The following is a 17,847-nucleotide window of genomic DNA, read 5'->3' on the forward strand; positions in this document are numbered from 1 at the left end:
TTTGCAAGGGGGGATTAAGGGGGGTAATTTAATTTGTGTGTACACTGTAGCCTTATAAAGGGGGACTAAGAGAGGTTATCAGTATCAGGATTTTGGTGAAATGGTATCACAGGAAATTTTTTTGATTTTTTAGATAGTTTGAAAGAGAAATCTAACTTTACCAAATGCTATTTCATCACCTGAGTTTAAGGGGGTGGGTATGGTAATTCTGGCACTAAAGCGAGTTTGTCCTGGTGGTTTGATAAATACTCCGTTGGTAGAACCTAAATCTTTGATTTTCCATGTTCCTAGTTCTTGATAAATTTCGGCATGATTACGAGATACTGTTTCTCCGCCAAAAAATGTTTCTAAATCAATTTCTACTGGTCCTGTGTCTGGATCAAATATGCCAACAATGGCGTTATTATCTAGGATAAATTCTGGTATGGGGGCGTTTGTTTGTTTAGATGTTAGTTTGGCTTTGGTAAATGTGTTGATAATTGGGGGATAGTTGGGTTGTGGTGTAGTTGGTTGAATGACTGTAGGTGCTAAGGTGGGTTCTATTTTTGGTTGTGGGGTGATTATGGCTTGTAGTTCTGAACCGCAAGCGTTACAAAATTCTGCGTAGTCTAAATTTTGATCATAGCCGCAAACTGTACAAGTAATCATGATACTTTTATCCTCATTTTTAATTATTAATTTTTTTTTTGCAATAACTTTTAAGAGGGTGTTTTAAAAGTTATGGTTGATGTATCAAATATTTTTTACCCCACCCTAACCCTCCCCTTACTAAGGGGAGGGAACTGGATTTTTATTGTTTCCCCCCTTAGTAAGGGGAGGGAACTGGATTTTTATTGTTACCCCCCTTTATAAGGGGAAAGGGGGGTAACAATGTGATGAAAATTACGGGATACGACTTTTCAAACATCCGCTAAGATCCCCGACTTCTTTTCTATTGTATCAAGAAATTATCAATTGATGTTCAGAAGTCGGGGATCTGGTTATTATTTTATCAAGAAATTATCAATTGATGTTCAGAAGTCGGGGATCTGGTTATTTATGTTCCTGTGAGTTTTCGCATTTCTTCTTCTGAAAGCATTTCGTTAATATCGTTGCCCATTTTTACTGTTTTACCTTTTGCACCCATTTTCACAGTTTTCCGAGTTCCATCGGAGATTTTTCGGGTTTTTCGGAGTTCTTCTTGGGCGTTGTTTAAGGATTCTGTCATGTCTTTATTGCCGATTTTTATGGTCATGCGTCGGGCTGTTTCTAATATTTGTTCGGCTTTTTGTGGATCATGTTCGGCTATTTTTGTGGCTTGGTTGACGAGGTTGGCTATATTGCATTGTTGGACATAATCCATGACTTCTTGATTGACTTGGGCTGCATTTTCCTGTCCGGGAACGAATTGAATAATTAGGTTTTGTGGTGGAAGTTCACCGCGTATTTTTTGTCCGGGTATGTCGTAGGTGAGTCCAAGTTGGGCGATACGCACACGAGTAGCGGGACGATTATTAATAGTAAATTCGAGGATAAATATGGTTTCGTCATTAGCGATCGCATTCCCTAAAGGATGAGGATCTTGATTAATGGGAAATTCGGCTTGGGTGGGGTAAGCGCGAACAATTCTAGTCAGTTCTACTCCTTTAACTGTTTTCACTGTTAGGGCTAGATTGGTGATAACTTCTTGTTGGGCTTGGCTATATTCGTCTATAATTTTATTGGGTAAATCAAGGATGGAAATTTGTGTACCTATGGCTGTTCCTGGGACAATATAAAGTAATTTTCCTCCTGTAGAATCGCTAAGATGGGTAAGTAGGTCTTCGTTAAATTCTCCTACTCCTAATGCGGTAATGGGGATATTATTGGTGGCGAAATTACTAGAAATTGACCGACATTGATCTTCATCAAATGTTTGTCCATCAGTAAATAATAGGGCGCGTCTGACTGTCATTTGTTGTTCACTTAAGATATCAAATGCCCGACGTAATCCTAAACCCATGCGTGTACCACCGGAAAAGTTTCTCAGGTTGTTAATAGCATTTTCTAGTTGATTAATTTCTGTGGCACTGGTTAAACCGATAGTTTGGGAAGCGTTATCATCAAATTGGACTATAGCAATGCGATCGCTGGTGGTCAATTTTCCCGAACGGACTAATGCTAATAAGGATTCAATGACTATATCTATTTTGGATTTTCCCCCTGTAACCTGTTGATATGCTTGGCCGTCTTGTTGATAAGTAATCCCCGTTGGTTTTGACTCTCCTGATACTACTTCATACATTGAACCACTGGTATCAATAACAAAGGTAAATGTGGTATGTGGGGAACTTGTAGCGACATCTTTAGTAGGACGTAATTTCAACATCACAAATAATTTTTGTGCTGCTGTCTCTGCTGGCATAAATTCCCGATGGGGAGTAATACTAATGTTAAGATTGTTCTGCATTTTTCTTTCCTAATTAAATATAGCAGGGAACAGGGAACAGGGAACAGGGAACAGAGTTGAAAGTCCTTTGGTGTATAGTTTTTTAGGTAAATTCTGTATCTCATTCAAGTGCATACCGCTATAATTAAATAAAATTTAAGGGGGGAAGCATACCAAATTCAGGTTCTATATTTGATAAATCTGGATCAATTATTTTCGGTATTTCCTGATTTCCTGTTTCCTGGAGTTTATCAATATTTTCTTCTATTAATAACCGCAAGTTGAGAGTCAGAGAACTAAATCTATAGCCTTCTCTAATATCCTCTACCCAAGTTTGAATAATGTTGTTGAGTTGATGATCTTTAATTGCTGATAGGCTGAGATTTTGTAAGGTTGTGCGGATATCTTCTTTGATAGCAGGGGTAAAAATCTGTTCTGGCATATCTTCTTGATTTGGGGTTAAATCTAAGGTGTAAGTATATTGATCTGGGGAGTTTTTAACTTGGAGATTAAATGTATATTTAACCATTTGCGGTAAGGGTTTTATCTTTAACTTCTATAGTGATTTGTCCTAATTTCCGGGTATCACCGACTTTTAGATCTTGACTGGTTTTTTTCATGTTTTTTATAATTGCATATTCTTGATCAAATTGCATAATAATGTTTTCTCCTTCTTTAAAGATTTTAGCAGTAATCGGTGTAAATCCATCGGAGGCATTTAAGGGAATTTCTACATTTAAGGAACTACCAATTAAAATTGGTTTTGTCCCTAATAAATATGTGGTTTGTTCCGTTGCAGTCCAATTTACTAATAAATAGGGTTGTGATTCTAACTGCTTTTGTTCTATCCAAGCTATCATTAAACCAGTGAAAAATCCTATAATAGACGTACCGGATAAACGCCCCAAAACATCGCCGAAAATACTGGCTGTAATTAAGAAACCACTACCACCAATTCCTCCCCCAATTGTTCCACCTAATAAAGCATTTTTTAGTTTTAAATTGGGAACAAAAAACCTAGTTCCTACTCCTACTAATGCACCGACAATTACCCAGCCGGCAATTCTGCCAATTATTTCTAAAACAGCTATATTAGAGAGAGGTAAAAATACAATTTGTCCGGTTGCACCTGCTATCATTCCCGCAGCCAGACTACCACAAATACTAATAATACCTTTATTTGTTGTTAATAAGGGAAGGCGCATATAGCGGTTTTGTCCCATAATTAAAGCTAGGTATATTCCCATTGCTAAAAATGCTGTCCAACCACCCATGCGTAATACTAAATAGGTGATGGTGTAGTTTTCGCTGGAATCAGATTCAACTAATTGTTTATAAATTGCAGCTTCTGCGTTGCGAAAGGCTTGCTCAAATTGACCGGAATTAGCATAAAATACTAATGAGCCATTGCCTGTAATTTGAGTTAAATAATTTATATCTGCATCCCCTGTAGCAACTGAAATTAGTTTTACTCCCATGTTTCTGGCAGCTAGGGCTGAACTATAAGCAAAATCCGGATCATCTGGGACACCGTCAGTAAATAAAATGATGTTTTTATCTAATGCGGTTGTTTGTAATTCTCCAATGGCTGCGTTGATACCTTCAGCCATTGGTGTACTCCCATTTTCTGATAGAGTATCAATGGCATTTTTTAAGGTGTTAGCGTCCTTTGTGAGTGGGGTAGCGGTTTTAATTTCTAGTCCAAAACTGACTACTGCTAGTTGATCTTTTTGTAAGTCACGACGTTCTATAAATTTGCTGGCTGCTGTTTTGACTTCTGTTAATTTTCCATCACTCATACTTGAGGATGCGTCAATTAATAAAACTATGACTTGGGGAGTGACGGGGGCGGATGAGTTTGGTTTAGCTTTGGTTAAGGCTAAAAATGGTTCTCCTAATAGGATTGCGGCTGTCAGACATCCACTAGCACCGTATAATCCAAATAGTAGGGGTTTGTTGTTTTTAAAGCGGTTAAATAGGTTAAGCATACTGTTTATTAAAGATTGTTTTTTAATAGAAATTATTAATCGGCATCAGATATTTTTTCATTACTATATATTTTCCATGTACCATTTTCTTTTGCAAAAAAATAGATATAATCAATTTTATATTCACCAGAATTTGTTTTATCAAGTCCTTTTTCACCTTGTAAATATAATTCTTCTATAATTCTAACTTTAATATATGGTCTGCTTCCAGAACTAGAAAAACCGATAACATTGGTAATTTCTGATTTATTATATGTATAGTAACGATTATATTTTTGTAACCAATCTATTGAACCATCTTCACCTCCCACTCTTTGATAAAGTTTTCCTGTAGCTAGTTCATTTAATAAATCTCTATCAAAAGGTGGCGCAAATATGCGGGGTTTTGCTGCGTACCATTTCTGGACTAATTCTAATGCTTGTTCTTGAGAAATATCATTTTCTGGTTGGAGATTATCATTTTCTAAACTAGATTGAGAATTATTATTTTCAGAAGTCCTTTCAGAAGTATTTTTAGAAGTATTTACAGAAGTCCCTTCAGGGGTATCAGTGGTTGATACAGTAGGGGTATTAGCAGCAGTTTCTAAAACTCCTAAACTCATTTTTAAATCAAAGGTTTTTGCCCCTTGAGGTGCAGCAACTTGAATAACATATTTACCGTTTTTAGATAACTCTCCACCTTTGAGAATTTCATTATCTGGACTAAATACCCAAAGACAAACATCCGCATCAGTGCTATAACTTAATTTCTGTCCTGTTGTTGCTGTAAAGGTATAGCCAATATTTTTACTAGCACTAACTTGACCAGATTTAGTAATTGTACTTTCATTTAATGCAACTGTTTCTACATCTTTTCCACTCAAGGATACCATAGGTTTCTCAGCACAACCAGAGGAACTGATAGCATTAGAGGAAACATTGGTTAGAGGATTTTCTATGGTTTGACAACCGATAAGTGATAGACAGGTAGAGTAAACAATTAACTTTTTCAACATATTAAATCATCTCAGGTTTCCTAAACAAGAATTAATTTTCATCATTATGGTGCGGATTTATCATTAATTAACGGGTTTTCATGTTTTTTGATCAATTATTTATGTTTAATTTTAGTAACATACCACCTTTGATATTCTTTGTTCCAAGCTAGATAAAACTTGAGTTTAATAGGAGAAATTTTCCCACTTTTCATTTTATAGTGAGTACCAATATTGACGATAGCATTATCATAACTTTCTTCTTCAATCTTAACTCTGTCAATATTTACATGATCAACTTGTGTCCACCATTCAATAAAAGAGTTGTAACCATCTGGATGTAATTCTTTATTTTCTTTGACTGTGGTTGGATAAATATCCCAAGCTGTTTGATAATCTTGATTATTAATTTTAGTATAGTAATCTTCTATAGCTTTCGCAGGTGATAGTCTATTAACATTATCTGATACTGAAGAAGTAGGTTGAGATTCATTTACAGATAAATTAGATTTTGTTGTTGTTGAAGAGATTGGTTGAATATTAAGAATTCGCCAATTATTGTCTGTTTCATTCCATCTCAGGTAGTATAGAATATCTGCATAAATTTTACTCCCATTTTTTAAATCATCTTTACATCTCACTTTAACTTTTGCAGTTTTATTTTGAGAAGAAGAACTAATTATTTGTACATTAATATTATTAACTTGTTCCCACCATTCTATATAGGATTGATAACCTTGAGGATGAGATGTAGAATTTTCCTGTAATTCAGTTGTCAAAAAACTCCAAGCCTCTGTATAGTTGTTTTCATTTAGCTTTGTATAGTAATTGTTGATAAATATTTCCGGTGATGGTCTATTAATATTATCTATATCTGCTACTGATGCAGGGGATAAATTTCTAGGTTTTCTTGTTAGTATGGTTTTAGATTTGGGAATTATAGCAACCTGGTTTGTTTCCACAGGTGTGGGAATAGGAGAAGATGATAAACTAGCAGTTTGTGTATTATTCTCCAATCGCAATACTAAATCAAAGGTTTTTGCCCCTTGAGGTGCAGCAACTTGAATAACATATTTACCGTTTTTAGATAACTCTCCACCTTTGAGAATTTCATTATCTGGACTAAATACCCAAAGACAAACATCCGCATCACATTAGCTAGAGGATTTTCTATGGTTTGACAACCGATAAGTGATAGACAGGTAGAGTAAATAATTAACTTTTTCAACATATTAAATCATCTCAGGTTTCCTAAACAAGAATTAATTTTCATCATGGTTCAGATTTATCATTAATTAACCATGTATTATTACTTTGATTCCATATTAAATAAATACGACTGCGAGAATCTTGAACAGTTCTCCCATCATTCATATAATACCATAACTCCGCATCTAAAGTAACATTATTACCATTATCATTGACAGTTTTAACATCACCAATCTTTATTTCTTTAACACTATCCCACCATTGTTGATATTCTGCATAAGTACCAGAATATTTATTTTTAAACTGATTTGATAGTTGATTCCGTGTTTGACTATATTCACGGTTGTTTAGAGATAAATAATGATTTCTAATAAAATCAGCCGCATCTTTTCTGGGGGAATTTTCTATATTAGTTTGACTGGTTTCTAAAGGTATTGGTTGTGCTGATGATAACGATTGGTCTGCATCGTTTTGTAATTCCAATCCTAAATCAAAGGTAGTAGAACCGCCCATAGCGGCAAGTTGAACCGTATACTTACCATCAAGAGGTAAAATAGGACTATTAATTAATTGATTGTCTGGGGTATAAATCCAAATACAAACATCTTGATTAGTTTTATAAACCAGTTTGTCACCTGATTTAGCTGTAAAAGTATAACCAAGTGATTTATTATTAGTCACCATACCTGTTTCCTTCATAGCTTGAGAACCCAGAGAAATAGGTTTAACATTGTTGGTTTCTAAAACTGCTGTTGGTTGAGTAGGACATTGGGAAGTAATTACTTGATTTACTGGCTGATTTTGAGAACAAGCAGTGAGAAAATAAAGACTCAAAGAAAATAAAAATATTCGCCCAGGTTTTCCAAATATCCTCATAGAATTAGTCCCTTTGTGCTTCTGCTTTTAGATATTTTCCCCAGTAGTGAAAAGGGACTATTCCAAAAATTATGACTATACATAACACTGATATTACCATGATTAGACGTACTCCCAAAGGCAGCGATCGCCCAAATACAGGCATAATATATTCTATGGTTTGCGACTCCTTGGCTTTACCATCTTGAGAACTCACTTTCACCTGAACTTTGTGCTTAGAACCCCTTTCTGCATTAGGTTGAGTAAAGGTAATTTCATACTCTCCTAACAACGCATTCAGAAATAATTGTAAATTCTCCGCTATCCTTTCCGCATTACCAGAAAACTCCGCAATTCCCCCTGTTAATTTGGCAATTTTCGCTAGTCTTTGTTGGTCTACAAATTCTGCTTCGGGTACTTTACGTTTATTCAAATCAGCACGAGTAGCAGGTCTGCCTAATTTATATTTTACACCTAATTCCTGTGGTGTCAACCCATAACCTAAAGTATGTACTGTAATATTTTCCTTGCGCTGGAGTAACTTAGTTAAAGCTGCAAAATCGGTCGCTTCATTAAGTGCGTTGTGATATCCGTCGGACAGGAGAATTATTGATAGTCTAGGTTGTGGCTGGGAAGAATTTTCTGGTAAGTAAAACCGGGAGTCCTTAGTATTCGCTAAAAACTCGACTGCTGTGGTTAAAGGTTCATATAAATCTGTAGACGCACAGGGACTCAAACTTGATAAATAATCTAGATTATTTTGCAGTTTAAAATCATTCGCCGCTAGAAACTTATCCAGAGTTTCCTTATTTACAGGCGATTCGGGACACTTACTACCAGCTTTTCCAAAAGGAACTATAGAAATTTGGGTATTTCCACCCCGTTCACCAGAAATTTTCGTAAATTGACGAATCGCATTAATAGCACCTGCTATTTTTTTAGTTCCTCCACTATCTACTTGATTCATACTGCCACTAAAATCTAGTAAAACTATAATCCAAGCTGGAGGAGGTACAGTTTCTTCTGGACTTTTCCAATCTTTAGGTTTAAACTTAACCTCCTTTTTATCAACGGTCAATTTAAAATTAGTATCTTCTAAACCCATTAAGGGTCTATCTTCTTGATTGTTGACCTTAATTCTAATTGTTACTTTCTCATCTTTGAATGTGGGACTACCAATAACTTCTGTCTTTTTTACCTGGGCTAAACTGGGATAAGCTAGAGTCAGAAGCAACAATAAAGATAGACTAAGCCTGGGGGTCCAAAAAGCGGTTGTAGTAGACAAAGCGATAATATTTTTCTTCATTGATGTCATCTGCATTAATGGTGTAAAAAGTCAATACATAATTATGCTTCAAAGGGATAATCTTCCGTGATTTTATACGGACACTATTTATTTCTATGGTATGAAAGAACTGTTTATCAGGAATGAGAAGGGTTGTCCGGTTCTGTAATTGAATATCAGCAACATGGGGAGGTAGACCAGGAATAGAAATAGTATTGTCAACTCTAGAACCGATGGTAATTGTCTGATTTCCGGGTAATGAGATAGATAAACCTTCTTCTATTTCATCCTCATTCAGACTATCATGTAGTGTGACAAAGGAAAGCACCGATTTATTAATGTAGGGATAAGATTGGTTAAGGGTGGGTGAGTCTGTTAGGGAGTCTGTGGATAGTTCCGAGTCTTGAACATGATCTTTAATTTCTGGGTTAATGTCTGGTTTGATTTCTGGTTTAATTTCCCTATACTCAAAACCACTACCAGCCCGCAAAGCCGCGAGATAACTGGGAGAATTAGTGAGACTAAAAACGCCACCTAGTAATAAACCTAAAATAGAAAAACCAATAGGATCTTCTATACCTTTAAATTCTGCCGGCATTGTTCCCAACATTAAGCGAATGATTTCAAATATAATTGCTGCTGCAAAACTCGCCCCACTTGCAGCAATGATGCTGGTTTTTAATCTTTGTTGAAAGCGCTTTTTACTCCCCGCTTCCATACTATACCAACGCCAACTTAAACCTTCTGCAATACCCACAGAACTACCAATTAATAACCATCCTAATGTTCTCACAATGGGAGTAGGTACACGAATAATTGGTAAAAACAGGATTTGGGACATAATACCAGCAATTAACCCAGAAAGTATCCCTAATCCCAAGGCTATTAATAGGGGCTTTTGTGCCGTTTGAAAACTGCGTTTTGGTCTGGTGGGGTTGCTGATAAATATTTCATTCATCACCATACCAAAAGCTAAGGAAACTGCTATACAGGGAAATAAAGTAATTTCGGGAAACTGTTTAAATAACCCCAAGTCTGTGAGGAAAAATTGACCTATATTCCAGCCTATTAAGGCTGATGTGATGCCGGCTAGTATGTAAAGGTAGATTCTCATATTTGGTGTATATTTTGATTGCTTAAATATTAATTTTTAGGGATAAGGGTGTAAATTGAGTTTTTTATTGCGACAACCAACGATTAGCTCCATCTTTGTAATTATACTAATTGCTATGGAATAATCGTTAGTTAATGATTTAAAAAGTAATTATACCGTAGGTTGGGTTGAGGAACGAAACCCAACATTATCAAGGATTTTGTTGGGTTTCGCTGTCGCTCAACCCAACCTACATTTCCTTAACTCTTATCACCTCACCTGAATCCTTACGTTTTTGCAATTTATCATTTTTCAATGCAGTATTTATATTTTACAACAATTCAGTAATTTTTAGAAACTATTTAACCTTGAGTCAATCACGAACAAATCAGTCAATTGGACAGGGAATCAATTCCCTGTCTAATAGCTCAAGTCGGTTAAAACCGACTAATTTTTGGGATTTGCTGGCTCTATTTTATCGGGTTGTGGTTATGGGTTGGGGGATTTATTTTCTGGTGTTTTCGGGGTTGAAGGAGATTTTTTACCAAATATTATAAATCAATTTTCACTTCCTCCCTTTAAATTCCCAGTCGGTTTTAACCGACTTGAGCTTTGAGACGGGGAATTGATTCCCCGGCTTTGTTCTGATTTCATGGCTCTTAAAATATCTCCTTTCAATTTTTTGTAAAGCTCAGAATCTTTTTCATTAACACCATTACGAGTATCATTGTCTTCTCCAGATTTCGATAAACATACCCAGAATATTCGCTGGTTACATTCATCGCTTTTATTCCCATTATCTGCAATAATTTTTTGATATGTTACATTCTTTTTAATTTGATAATTATAAATTGCTGTCATCCATTTCTTTTGAATCTCTAAATCTGTCGGTTCTTCACCAGATTTTAAATCCTCATATTTAAGTTCTGTACTTCCTGTTAAACTTCTTAACTTTTGTACGACCTTTGTTCGCATATCTTCTTCTGTTGTATTTACTCCTGTTGTTCTTGATGTTTGTTGATTGTTGTTTTTAACGCTGTTAGATGTTTGAACTTGGTTTGTTTTTTCACTAACAATATCATCCACAACCGCTGGAACTAATTGCTTGATTTTACTAAAACTATAACCTGGCTCTAAAACTATAACCGGACAGTTTTTACCATCTTTGAAAGTCTTGCTACACAAAGATTTTTCAATTTCAGTTTCACTAGTATGAGATTCCCAATTTTTTGCACCGATAAACCAACCACTGACTAAGATGAATAGTGAAAGAGGAATAACAAATTGAATTGGCACAATATACTCCTGGGTGATAAAATCAAGGACATGATCAATTAAATTCTTTTTTGGTTCAATCTCTACACCAAAAATAACAGGTGAGCGACGATGTTGTTGATTAGCTACTTCATAATATAAATTTTTGGCAACTATTCCATCACTCACTTGATAAAAATACGCAGCTAAATCATATTGTCTCAAATTTTCAAATAATTCAGCAAAAGGTTGATATTCTTCAATTTTATAGTATCCTTGTTGAATACCTTGCCAATTATTTATTAAATTTGCCCAAATTTGCTTTTGGTATTTGAAATTATCTTGCCATAAATCCTTTTTAATTGGTGGTTGAACATGATGGAATTGTGAATCATTTTGAGATGCAAAAGAGGAACTGCTAGTTAATACTGAATTAGGATCAGTATAAGAACTGCTTTTGTATAAAGTCCTGGGGCTAGAAAAATAATTACAAATTAATTGTAAATCATCCCGAATATCAGCAATAAACTCTTTCTGAGCATAAACCCAAGCACTACCATCTATCATTAATAACCAACAAAGACTATCTACGGATATTTTCTTATTTAATAAATTTAATAGTAGATATCTAATTCCTTTTGTTAGTTGTTCTTTAGGGAATAAAGGCCGAATAGCTTTTTGAAAATCTAAAGACACAGTTTGATTTTCATCAGGTTTTTTACCAGCTTGAACATTCAACCATGCCAAAAACTGCGGTAAACTCTCTGGAATTACCATTGCTCTCAACGTTATTAGTCGTACCATTTGGGAGCTATAAATCTTTTGCTTAATGGCTTTATCCGCACCTTGAGCATTAAATAAACTCTCCCAATAATCAGCGGTGACATCCTTAGTTTCTAAACCTTTAACAATTTCTTCTACTGCTTCCGGTTTGACAGTGGAACTATTCATTAAACTGCGAATAGCAGATTTTAACGCCGCTTCATCAATATTTATTGCTAAAACAACCTGAGCAGCATTAGCAATGGCTCGTTTTAATCCATCATAGGCTCTTTGTGATGCTGGTTGAATTACTTGAAACCGTTCTGGTTTTTCCAATGCTTCTACATTAAAAGCCCACGCAACAGGTAAAACTTTTTTAGACTTGTTAAATTTTATGATTGCTAAGGCGTTAAGAGTAAATAAATCACTTTGATTTTCTGCTGGTAATACTATTGCTTGATCTTGTTCAAACGGTAAAGATTCATCCTCCTTTGTCAGGTGAGGTTGACCAGATTCTCCCATAAATAAAAAAGGACTACCTTCAAAATCTAAGGGGTTAAATGTTGGTTTTTGGTCTTGTTCCCACCAAGTTAATATAAACCGTAAATTATTATCTCCCTGACACAAAAAATAACGATAAAAAGCCGCACTGCGTCCCACTTCATCCTGTCCTCGTGTGACAACAGCCATTACAGACCAAGCATCATTACCACTTCCTACTATCCGGCCAATAATTGCTGGGTTTTCCGTAGATGAACCTTCTGTTAAAGCAAATTCCTGATTAGCAATAGACCTTTCTACAACTTGAGGAATAGGGTTAATAGTAGCGTTCATGTATTGTCCTGTAAAACCCAGAGACACCCAACCATTAACCCTTTGTTGAAAGTGAATACCTGTACTAAATTCGTGAATTTCAATATTTGGTGAACTCATGTTTTTAACCTTTATCTAAGAGGATGTTTGGGAAATCATAAAGTTGATTGAAAGACCTCTCTCCAAACCTCTCTCCTGCAAGGAGAGAGGCTTTGAAATCCCCTTCCAGTTCCCTCTCCTTGTAGGCTATCGTGTACACACAAGTTAAATTACCCCCCTTAATCCCCCCGATGCTTTGGGGGGAAACCGGAAAAATTAGTTCCCTCCCCTTTGCAAGGGGAGGGTTAGGGTGGGGTAATTTGAGGAATAATGGTGATTCGATAACTTGTGTGTACACCGTAGCTCCTTGTAGGAGAGGGTTAGGGAGAGGTAGAAAACGGGGATCTCCTTTCATACATGATCTAATTCCTGATGACGTGAACCTGTACAAAGCCCATAAATGGGAGCAACCAAACCAAAAGGCCGCCAAAGTTTGGGATTTTTAATTACTGCTGTTACTCCCCCCCTAGTTTTAGTGAGTAAGTTAACATTTGGCTCTGGATATTTACTACCCAACATCCCAAAAGCCGAAGCTGTAAAAAATTCTATATCACCCCCTCCCATTTGTTGCCATGATTGTAATTTCCTGCAAACTTGGGGAAACCTTGCTGATGCTAAGAACGCTGGTTTATCTCGATTTACCCACAAATCAGATTGTTCACATTTATTCAATACTAAGGCAATGCGGCGCTTACTTCCACCCAGATCATTCCGGTCAAGTGCTAACAGCAATTTATCTAAACCATTGGCATATTCTAAATCTTTGCGCCGACTACTACCATCAACCAAAAACAGAATACCATTACACTGTAAACAGTCTTCTAAATAATCATCTAATTGGGTATTTTTACCGCGATGTAATAAATCATCGAAAAATTCACCAGAATAATCTTTAGAACTAACGTTTAAATTCAGTAATTTAGAACCTAATTTTTTTTCTTTCAGAGTAATTTGTAAAGTGCAATCATTGACATCTGATACAGTTAAAGCTAATGGAGTTCTTTCTAGTTCTAGCCCTTGTTCTAAGATATTTTGAGCCTGACTAAGTAACTTCTCTCCCCCTTCGTCCACTGCGGTTACAGCTTGAACTGGACTATCAGGATCAGCATTTGGCCATCGGGCTAAGGAAGCCATATATGTAGTTTTTCCAGAAGAGCGATCGCCTATAACTCGTAACACCCCACTACTTTGTAATGGGGGCTGATTTTTATTCTTAAATAAATTAAACATCTTCTTTCATCCTCTTACCCGTACTTAACCAATAGAGAGGTGAAATCATCCCATAGGGCGACCAGTTATCAGTTTCTCGTAACACAGAATATCTGCCTTCTTTTCCTAATTCTTCCTTACGATTGGGGCGCGGATCTTTATTTCTTAAAACCCCAAAAGTAGATATAGCATAAAACTGTAAATTTTTAGGAGGAATATTGTCTTTTAAAAATGACAGAGTTTCTGGGAAATGAATGGCAAATAAATCATTTTCAGGATCTAACCGACCAGGCCAGAGTTCCCCCCGTTCACATTTACTCATGGCTACAGCTAACCGTAAATCATGCAATCTTTCCTGTTTATCCATTAAATTTATAAACCTTTTAAAGACTCGTTTATAAAATTTATCTGTTCCTTGTCTCCACTCTGTTAATAAAACTAAACACCCTTGAGTATCTTTACTTAAACACTCATTCATAAATTCTTCATGTAATGGATCAGCAGAAACTGATTCCAACTCTTTAAAAACTTCTCCTGGATAGTCTCGCACAGCTAAGTTTATTTTCTCTAGCTTTCGCCATTTTTTCTGAATTTCAATAATGAATGAATAGACTTTTAAATCATCAATTGTTTTGACATGAAGACGAGTAGGTTCTAAAGATGCACCCTCTAAAATAATGTTTTCCGCCTTGTCTGCTAATTCTCTAGTTTCTTCATTCAACGCTTGAACTTTAAAATTTTTATTTTTCTGCTTTGTTTTTAATGGTTGATAAGCCAAAGCCGCTAAATAAGTAGTTTTGCCAGAAGCCTGTGGTCCGATTATATGAATGTTGCCCATGTTATACCCTTTTAATTATTTACAGCAAATTGTTATCAAACCTGGAACAAGAACCCCACCCGCAACCCCCTCCAGTATCAAAAGCTTATCCTTTTCTTCCCCCCGCTGCGGGGGGATTTAGGGGGGTGCGATGAGGGGGCTAAGATGTAGCTTATATGATTGGAAATCGCTGTAAAGAACAGAGAATGACGAATATAGCCCCGGCGATGGTTTCAATCCATGAAAAAATTTGTCTAACACAATTCAAACCTATTTCGCTAAAAAACTACCCAAATAAATCCAAGGTAATTCTAATAAACCTCGATGATGAATAGATGTAATAAAACACCGCACCGAGCCACCGGAAAGACCATTATTCAATTGTTCTAATTGGGAATAAATCGGACGAAAATATCTTTGTAAAACATAAGTATGCCGCTGCTGCCAGTTGAGGGAACTACCATAGGGCTTATAAGCTAGTTTACCACCTTCCTGGGATAAATCACAAAATAAATCAGCTTTATTGATACAAATAGCTAAATGTCTAACATTGGGACATTGGTGATGGAAAAATTTCACCCATCTGTCAAAGCGATTACACCATTGTTTTTGCGTGACAAACTGCTCCACATCTATACCTGGTTGTAAACTCATGCCCCGATGGGGTGGAAGAATAAGCAACACTCCCTCACTGTTGCGAATGAGAGGTAAAAATTGATTCCATTGTTCAGGACTATCCTTTTGCAAATTCCTGTCCCACACATCCCCCGCTGTATCAATCCAATCTACTACCATTTGCTTATTACCAGACGGTAGCCGCACCTCCATCTCTAAATACCGTTCGTAGGGCATTTGTCGAGGTGTCGCGTAGGGTTGTGAGTTTTCATCCAACAATTGCACTCTCAGATTGTCATAATCGAGATTGGCAACTTTAACATATTCACCATTGGGGTTGACTAACTCTAGTGCTAAGTGAGTCTTACCTGTTGCGCGATCGCCTATATATATTACTCCCACATTGATTATTTTTGTGACATTACGTATATCCAAACGTCATCATACAATAATTAAACCTAAAATAGGCTGTAAGTTTGTCATCAATGGTATAATTACTGTGGATTCTGTGTAATTTAAAAATTATGAAACTAATTTTAGCTGCGGCTACTGTTTTTACATTCACGTTAGGACTTTACACATTGCCAGTCTCATCTGCACCTGTAAAAAAACCTGCTAAAAACCCTGTGACAACGGCAAAAACACCAAACAACTTTCAACAATGGTGTGAGCAAAAAGCCAAGCTACCTCAACAGACGAGATACACGGTTGAAGTATTATTAAAAACTGCTGGTACGACAAACTGTACTCAAGCTCATCAAAAACTGATTAAGTTGACTACTCTTAACCTGTGGAAAAGTCAAATTAGTGATATCCAACCTTTATCAAGTTTGACTAATTTAACTTTTATCTCTTTATGGGAAAATAAAATTAGTGATATCAAACCTTTAGCAAATTTGACTAATTTAACTTCTCTTGACCTGGTTGGAAATCAAATTATTGATATCCAACCCTTATCAAAATTAACTAAGTTAACTACCCTGAATTTGTGGGAAAATCAAATCAGGGATATCCAACCCTTGACAAATTTGCATAATTTAACTTTTATCTCGTTGTGGAAAAATCAAATCAGGGATATCCAACCCTTGACAAATTTGCATAATTTAACTTTTATCTCCTTGTGGAAGAATCAAATCAGCGATATCAAACCTTTAGCAAATTTGCATAATTTAACTTTTCTCGACTTGAAAGAAAATCGAGTTAGTGACATTGAAAGTTTGTCAAATTTAACTAAATTGACTGCTGTTTATCTGGGAGAAAATCAAATCCAAAATATTCAATCTTTGTCAAATCTGACTAAATTAACTGCTGTTTACTTAGAAAAAAATCAAGTCCAAAATATTCAATCTTTATCCGCTTTGGAAAATTTACAGACTCTTAAAGTTCAGGATAACCCGCTTATTTCTAAACAATGTCCCATCCAACCAGAGTCTATTTGTCGTTTTAGTTTTTAGCAAATCACTAAGAGGTTGTTTGAAAAGTATTATATCAAACCCGTAATCTCCAAAAACCTAACCCCCCTACCCCCCTTCCCTGCAAGGGAATGGGGGTTTTAAAGCCTCTCCCCTTGCAGGGGAGAGGTTTGGAGAGGGGTCAGTCTATACATTCAAAACTTTTCAAACATCCTCTAAGGACTTATAAAATCATCTGCGTTTATTTGCATTTATCTGTGTTTAATTCTGATTATCACTAAAATCATGAAACTAAGTCTAGTAGCAACCACTATTTTTATCCTGACTTTAGGATTGTACACCCCAAAAGTCACCGCAGCACCTATAAAAACACCTAAGACCTTTAAAGAATGGTGTCAACAAAAAGCCAGTTTACCTCAAGAGACGAAACGAACGGTAGAAGCATTATTAAAAGTTGCCAAAACGCAAAATTGTAGTCAAGCTAATCAAGCGCTGACCAAATTGACTGAACTTGAGCTTTGGGGAAATCAAATCAGCAATATCAAACCTTTGTCTAATCTGACTAACTTAACTAAACTTGACCTTTCGGGAAATCAAATCAGCGATATTACACCTTTATCTAACCTGACTAAATTGACTTATCTTGGCCTTTCAGCAAATCAAATCAGCAATATCAAATCTTTGTCTAACCTGACTAACTTGACTACTCTCTACCTTTCGGAAAATCAAATCAGCAATATCAAACCTTTATCTAATCTCACTAATTTGACTTCTCTTTATCTTAATAAAAATCAAATCAGCAATATCAAACCCTTGTCTAACCTGACTAATTTGACTTCTCTTTACCTTGATAAAAATCAAATCAGCAATATCAAACCCTTGTCTAACCTGACTAAATTGACTTCTCTTGGCCTTTCAGAAAATCAAATCAGCGATATCAAACCTTTGTCCAATCTGACTAACTTAAATTCTCTTGACCTTCCGGTAAATAAAATCAGGGATATCAAACCTTTGTCTAATCTGACTAATTTGACTTTTCTTATCCTTTTGGGAAA

At 35.9% G+C, this 17,847-nt stretch carries 16 protein-coding genes; 2 read left to right on the forward strand and 14 right to left on the reverse strand.

Going from position 1 to position 17,847, the window contains the following annotated elements; all coding sequences use genetic code 11:
- Positions 1–129 precede the first annotated feature (129 nt).
- From FJR37_RS17770 to FJR37_RS17835, 14 genes are all read right to left on the reverse strand, one after another.
- Complete coding sequence (locus FJR37_RS17770; protein WP_168466680.1) at positions 130–648, reverse strand: FHA domain-containing protein; 519 nt, start codon at positions 646–648, stop codon at positions 130–132.
- Between the two features lie 388 nt (positions 649–1,036).
- A complete protein-coding gene (locus tag FJR37_RS17775) occupies positions 1,037–2,428 on the reverse strand; it encodes a VWA domain-containing protein (RefSeq protein ID WP_168466681.1) in 1,392 nt (463 codons plus the stop codon).
- 124 nt (positions 2,429–2,552) lie between these two features.
- Entirely contained in the window at positions 2,553–2,936 is a 384-nt protein-coding gene (locus tag FJR37_RS17780) for a hypothetical protein (protein WP_027400835.1), read from the reverse strand.
- A complete protein-coding gene (locus tag FJR37_RS17785; RefSeq protein ID WP_168466682.1) occupies positions 2,929–4,395 on the reverse strand; it encodes a VWA domain-containing protein in 1,467 nt (488 codons plus the stop codon). Before FJR37_RS17785 ends, FJR37_RS17780 begins: the two co-directional genes overlap by 8 nt.
- A 35-nt stretch (positions 4,396–4,430) precedes the next feature.
- The gene (locus tag FJR37_RS17790; RefSeq protein ID WP_254434601.1) at positions 4,431–5,390 is read right to left on the reverse strand and encodes an ARC6/PARC6 family protein; all 960 of its coding nucleotides are present in this window, start codon (positions 5,388–5,390) and stop codon (positions 4,431–4,433) included.
- Between the two features lie 95 nt (positions 5,391–5,485).
- Positions 5,486–6,385 (reverse strand): hypothetical protein, encoded by a 900-nt coding sequence (locus FJR37_RS17795; RefSeq protein WP_168466683.1) that lies wholly within the window; start codon positions 6,383–6,385, stop codon positions 5,486–5,488.
- An 8-nt stretch (positions 6,386–6,393) separates the two neighbouring features.
- On the reverse strand, positions 6,394–6,600 hold the full coding sequence (locus FJR37_RS17800) for a hypothetical protein (RefSeq protein WP_168466684.1): 207 nt from the start codon (positions 6,598–6,600) through the stop codon (positions 6,394–6,396).
- A gap of 41 nt (positions 6,601–6,641) precedes the next feature.
- The gene (locus tag FJR37_RS17805; RefSeq protein ID WP_168466685.1) at positions 6,642–7,454 is read right to left on the reverse strand and encodes a hypothetical protein; all 813 of its coding nucleotides are present in this window, start codon (positions 7,452–7,454) and stop codon (positions 6,642–6,644) included.
- Positions 7,455–7,458: 4 nt separating this feature from the next.
- Positions 7,459–8,739 carry a vWA domain-containing protein gene (locus tag FJR37_RS17810; RefSeq protein WP_168466686.1) on the reverse strand — a complete coding sequence of 427 codons (1,281 nt, stop codon included), beginning with the start codon at positions 8,737–8,739 and terminating at the stop codon, positions 7,459–7,461.
- Positions 8,681–9,832: a hypothetical protein gene (locus FJR37_RS17815; RefSeq protein WP_168466687.1), complete on the reverse strand. Its 1,152-nt coding sequence runs from the start codon at positions 9,830–9,832 to the stop codon at positions 8,681–8,683. Before FJR37_RS17815 ends, FJR37_RS17810 begins: the two co-directional genes overlap by 59 nt.
- Positions 9,833–10,369: 537 nt before the next feature.
- Positions 10,370–12,760, reverse strand: coding sequence for a hypothetical protein (locus FJR37_RS17820; RefSeq protein ID WP_168466688.1), 2,391 nt, complete (start codon positions 12,758–12,760; stop codon positions 10,370–10,372).
- Between the two features lie 330 nt (positions 12,761–13,090).
- Positions 13,091–13,969 carry a GTPase domain-containing protein gene (locus FJR37_RS17825; RefSeq protein ID WP_168466689.1) on the reverse strand — a complete coding sequence of 293 codons (879 nt, stop codon included), beginning with the start codon at positions 13,967–13,969 and terminating at the stop codon, positions 13,091–13,093.
- Positions 13,962–14,786, reverse strand: a complete 825-nt coding sequence (locus tag FJR37_RS17830) for a hypothetical protein (protein WP_168466690.1) — start codon at positions 14,784–14,786, stop codon at positions 13,962–13,964. Before FJR37_RS17830 ends, FJR37_RS17825 begins: the two co-directional genes overlap by 8 nt.
- A gap of 249 nt (positions 14,787–15,035) precedes the next feature.
- A complete protein-coding gene (locus FJR37_RS17835) occupies positions 15,036–15,782 on the reverse strand; it encodes a hypothetical protein (protein WP_168466691.1) in 747 nt (248 codons plus the stop codon).
- A 122-nt stretch (positions 15,783–15,904) separates the two neighbouring features.
- On the opposite strand from FJR37_RS17835, the gene FJR37_RS17840 reads away from it, so the two are divergent.
- Together FJR37_RS17840 and FJR37_RS17845 are read left to right on the forward strand one after the other, a co-directional pair.
- Complete coding sequence (locus FJR37_RS17840; RefSeq protein ID WP_168466692.1) at positions 15,905–16,834, forward strand: leucine-rich repeat domain-containing protein; 930 nt, start codon at positions 15,905–15,907, stop codon at positions 16,832–16,834.
- A 243-nt stretch (positions 16,835–17,077) separates the two neighbouring features.
- Positions 17,078–17,847 (forward strand): leucine-rich repeat domain-containing protein (locus tag FJR37_RS17845; protein ID WP_168466693.1); only part of this gene is annotated, 770 nt, incomplete at its 3' end.

Origin of the sequence: Aphanizomenon sp. UHCC 0183, assembly GCF_009712065.1 — a bacterium.
Lineage (GTDB): Bacteria > Cyanobacteriota > Cyanobacteriia > Cyanobacteriales > Nostocaceae > Dolichospermum > Dolichospermum heterosporum.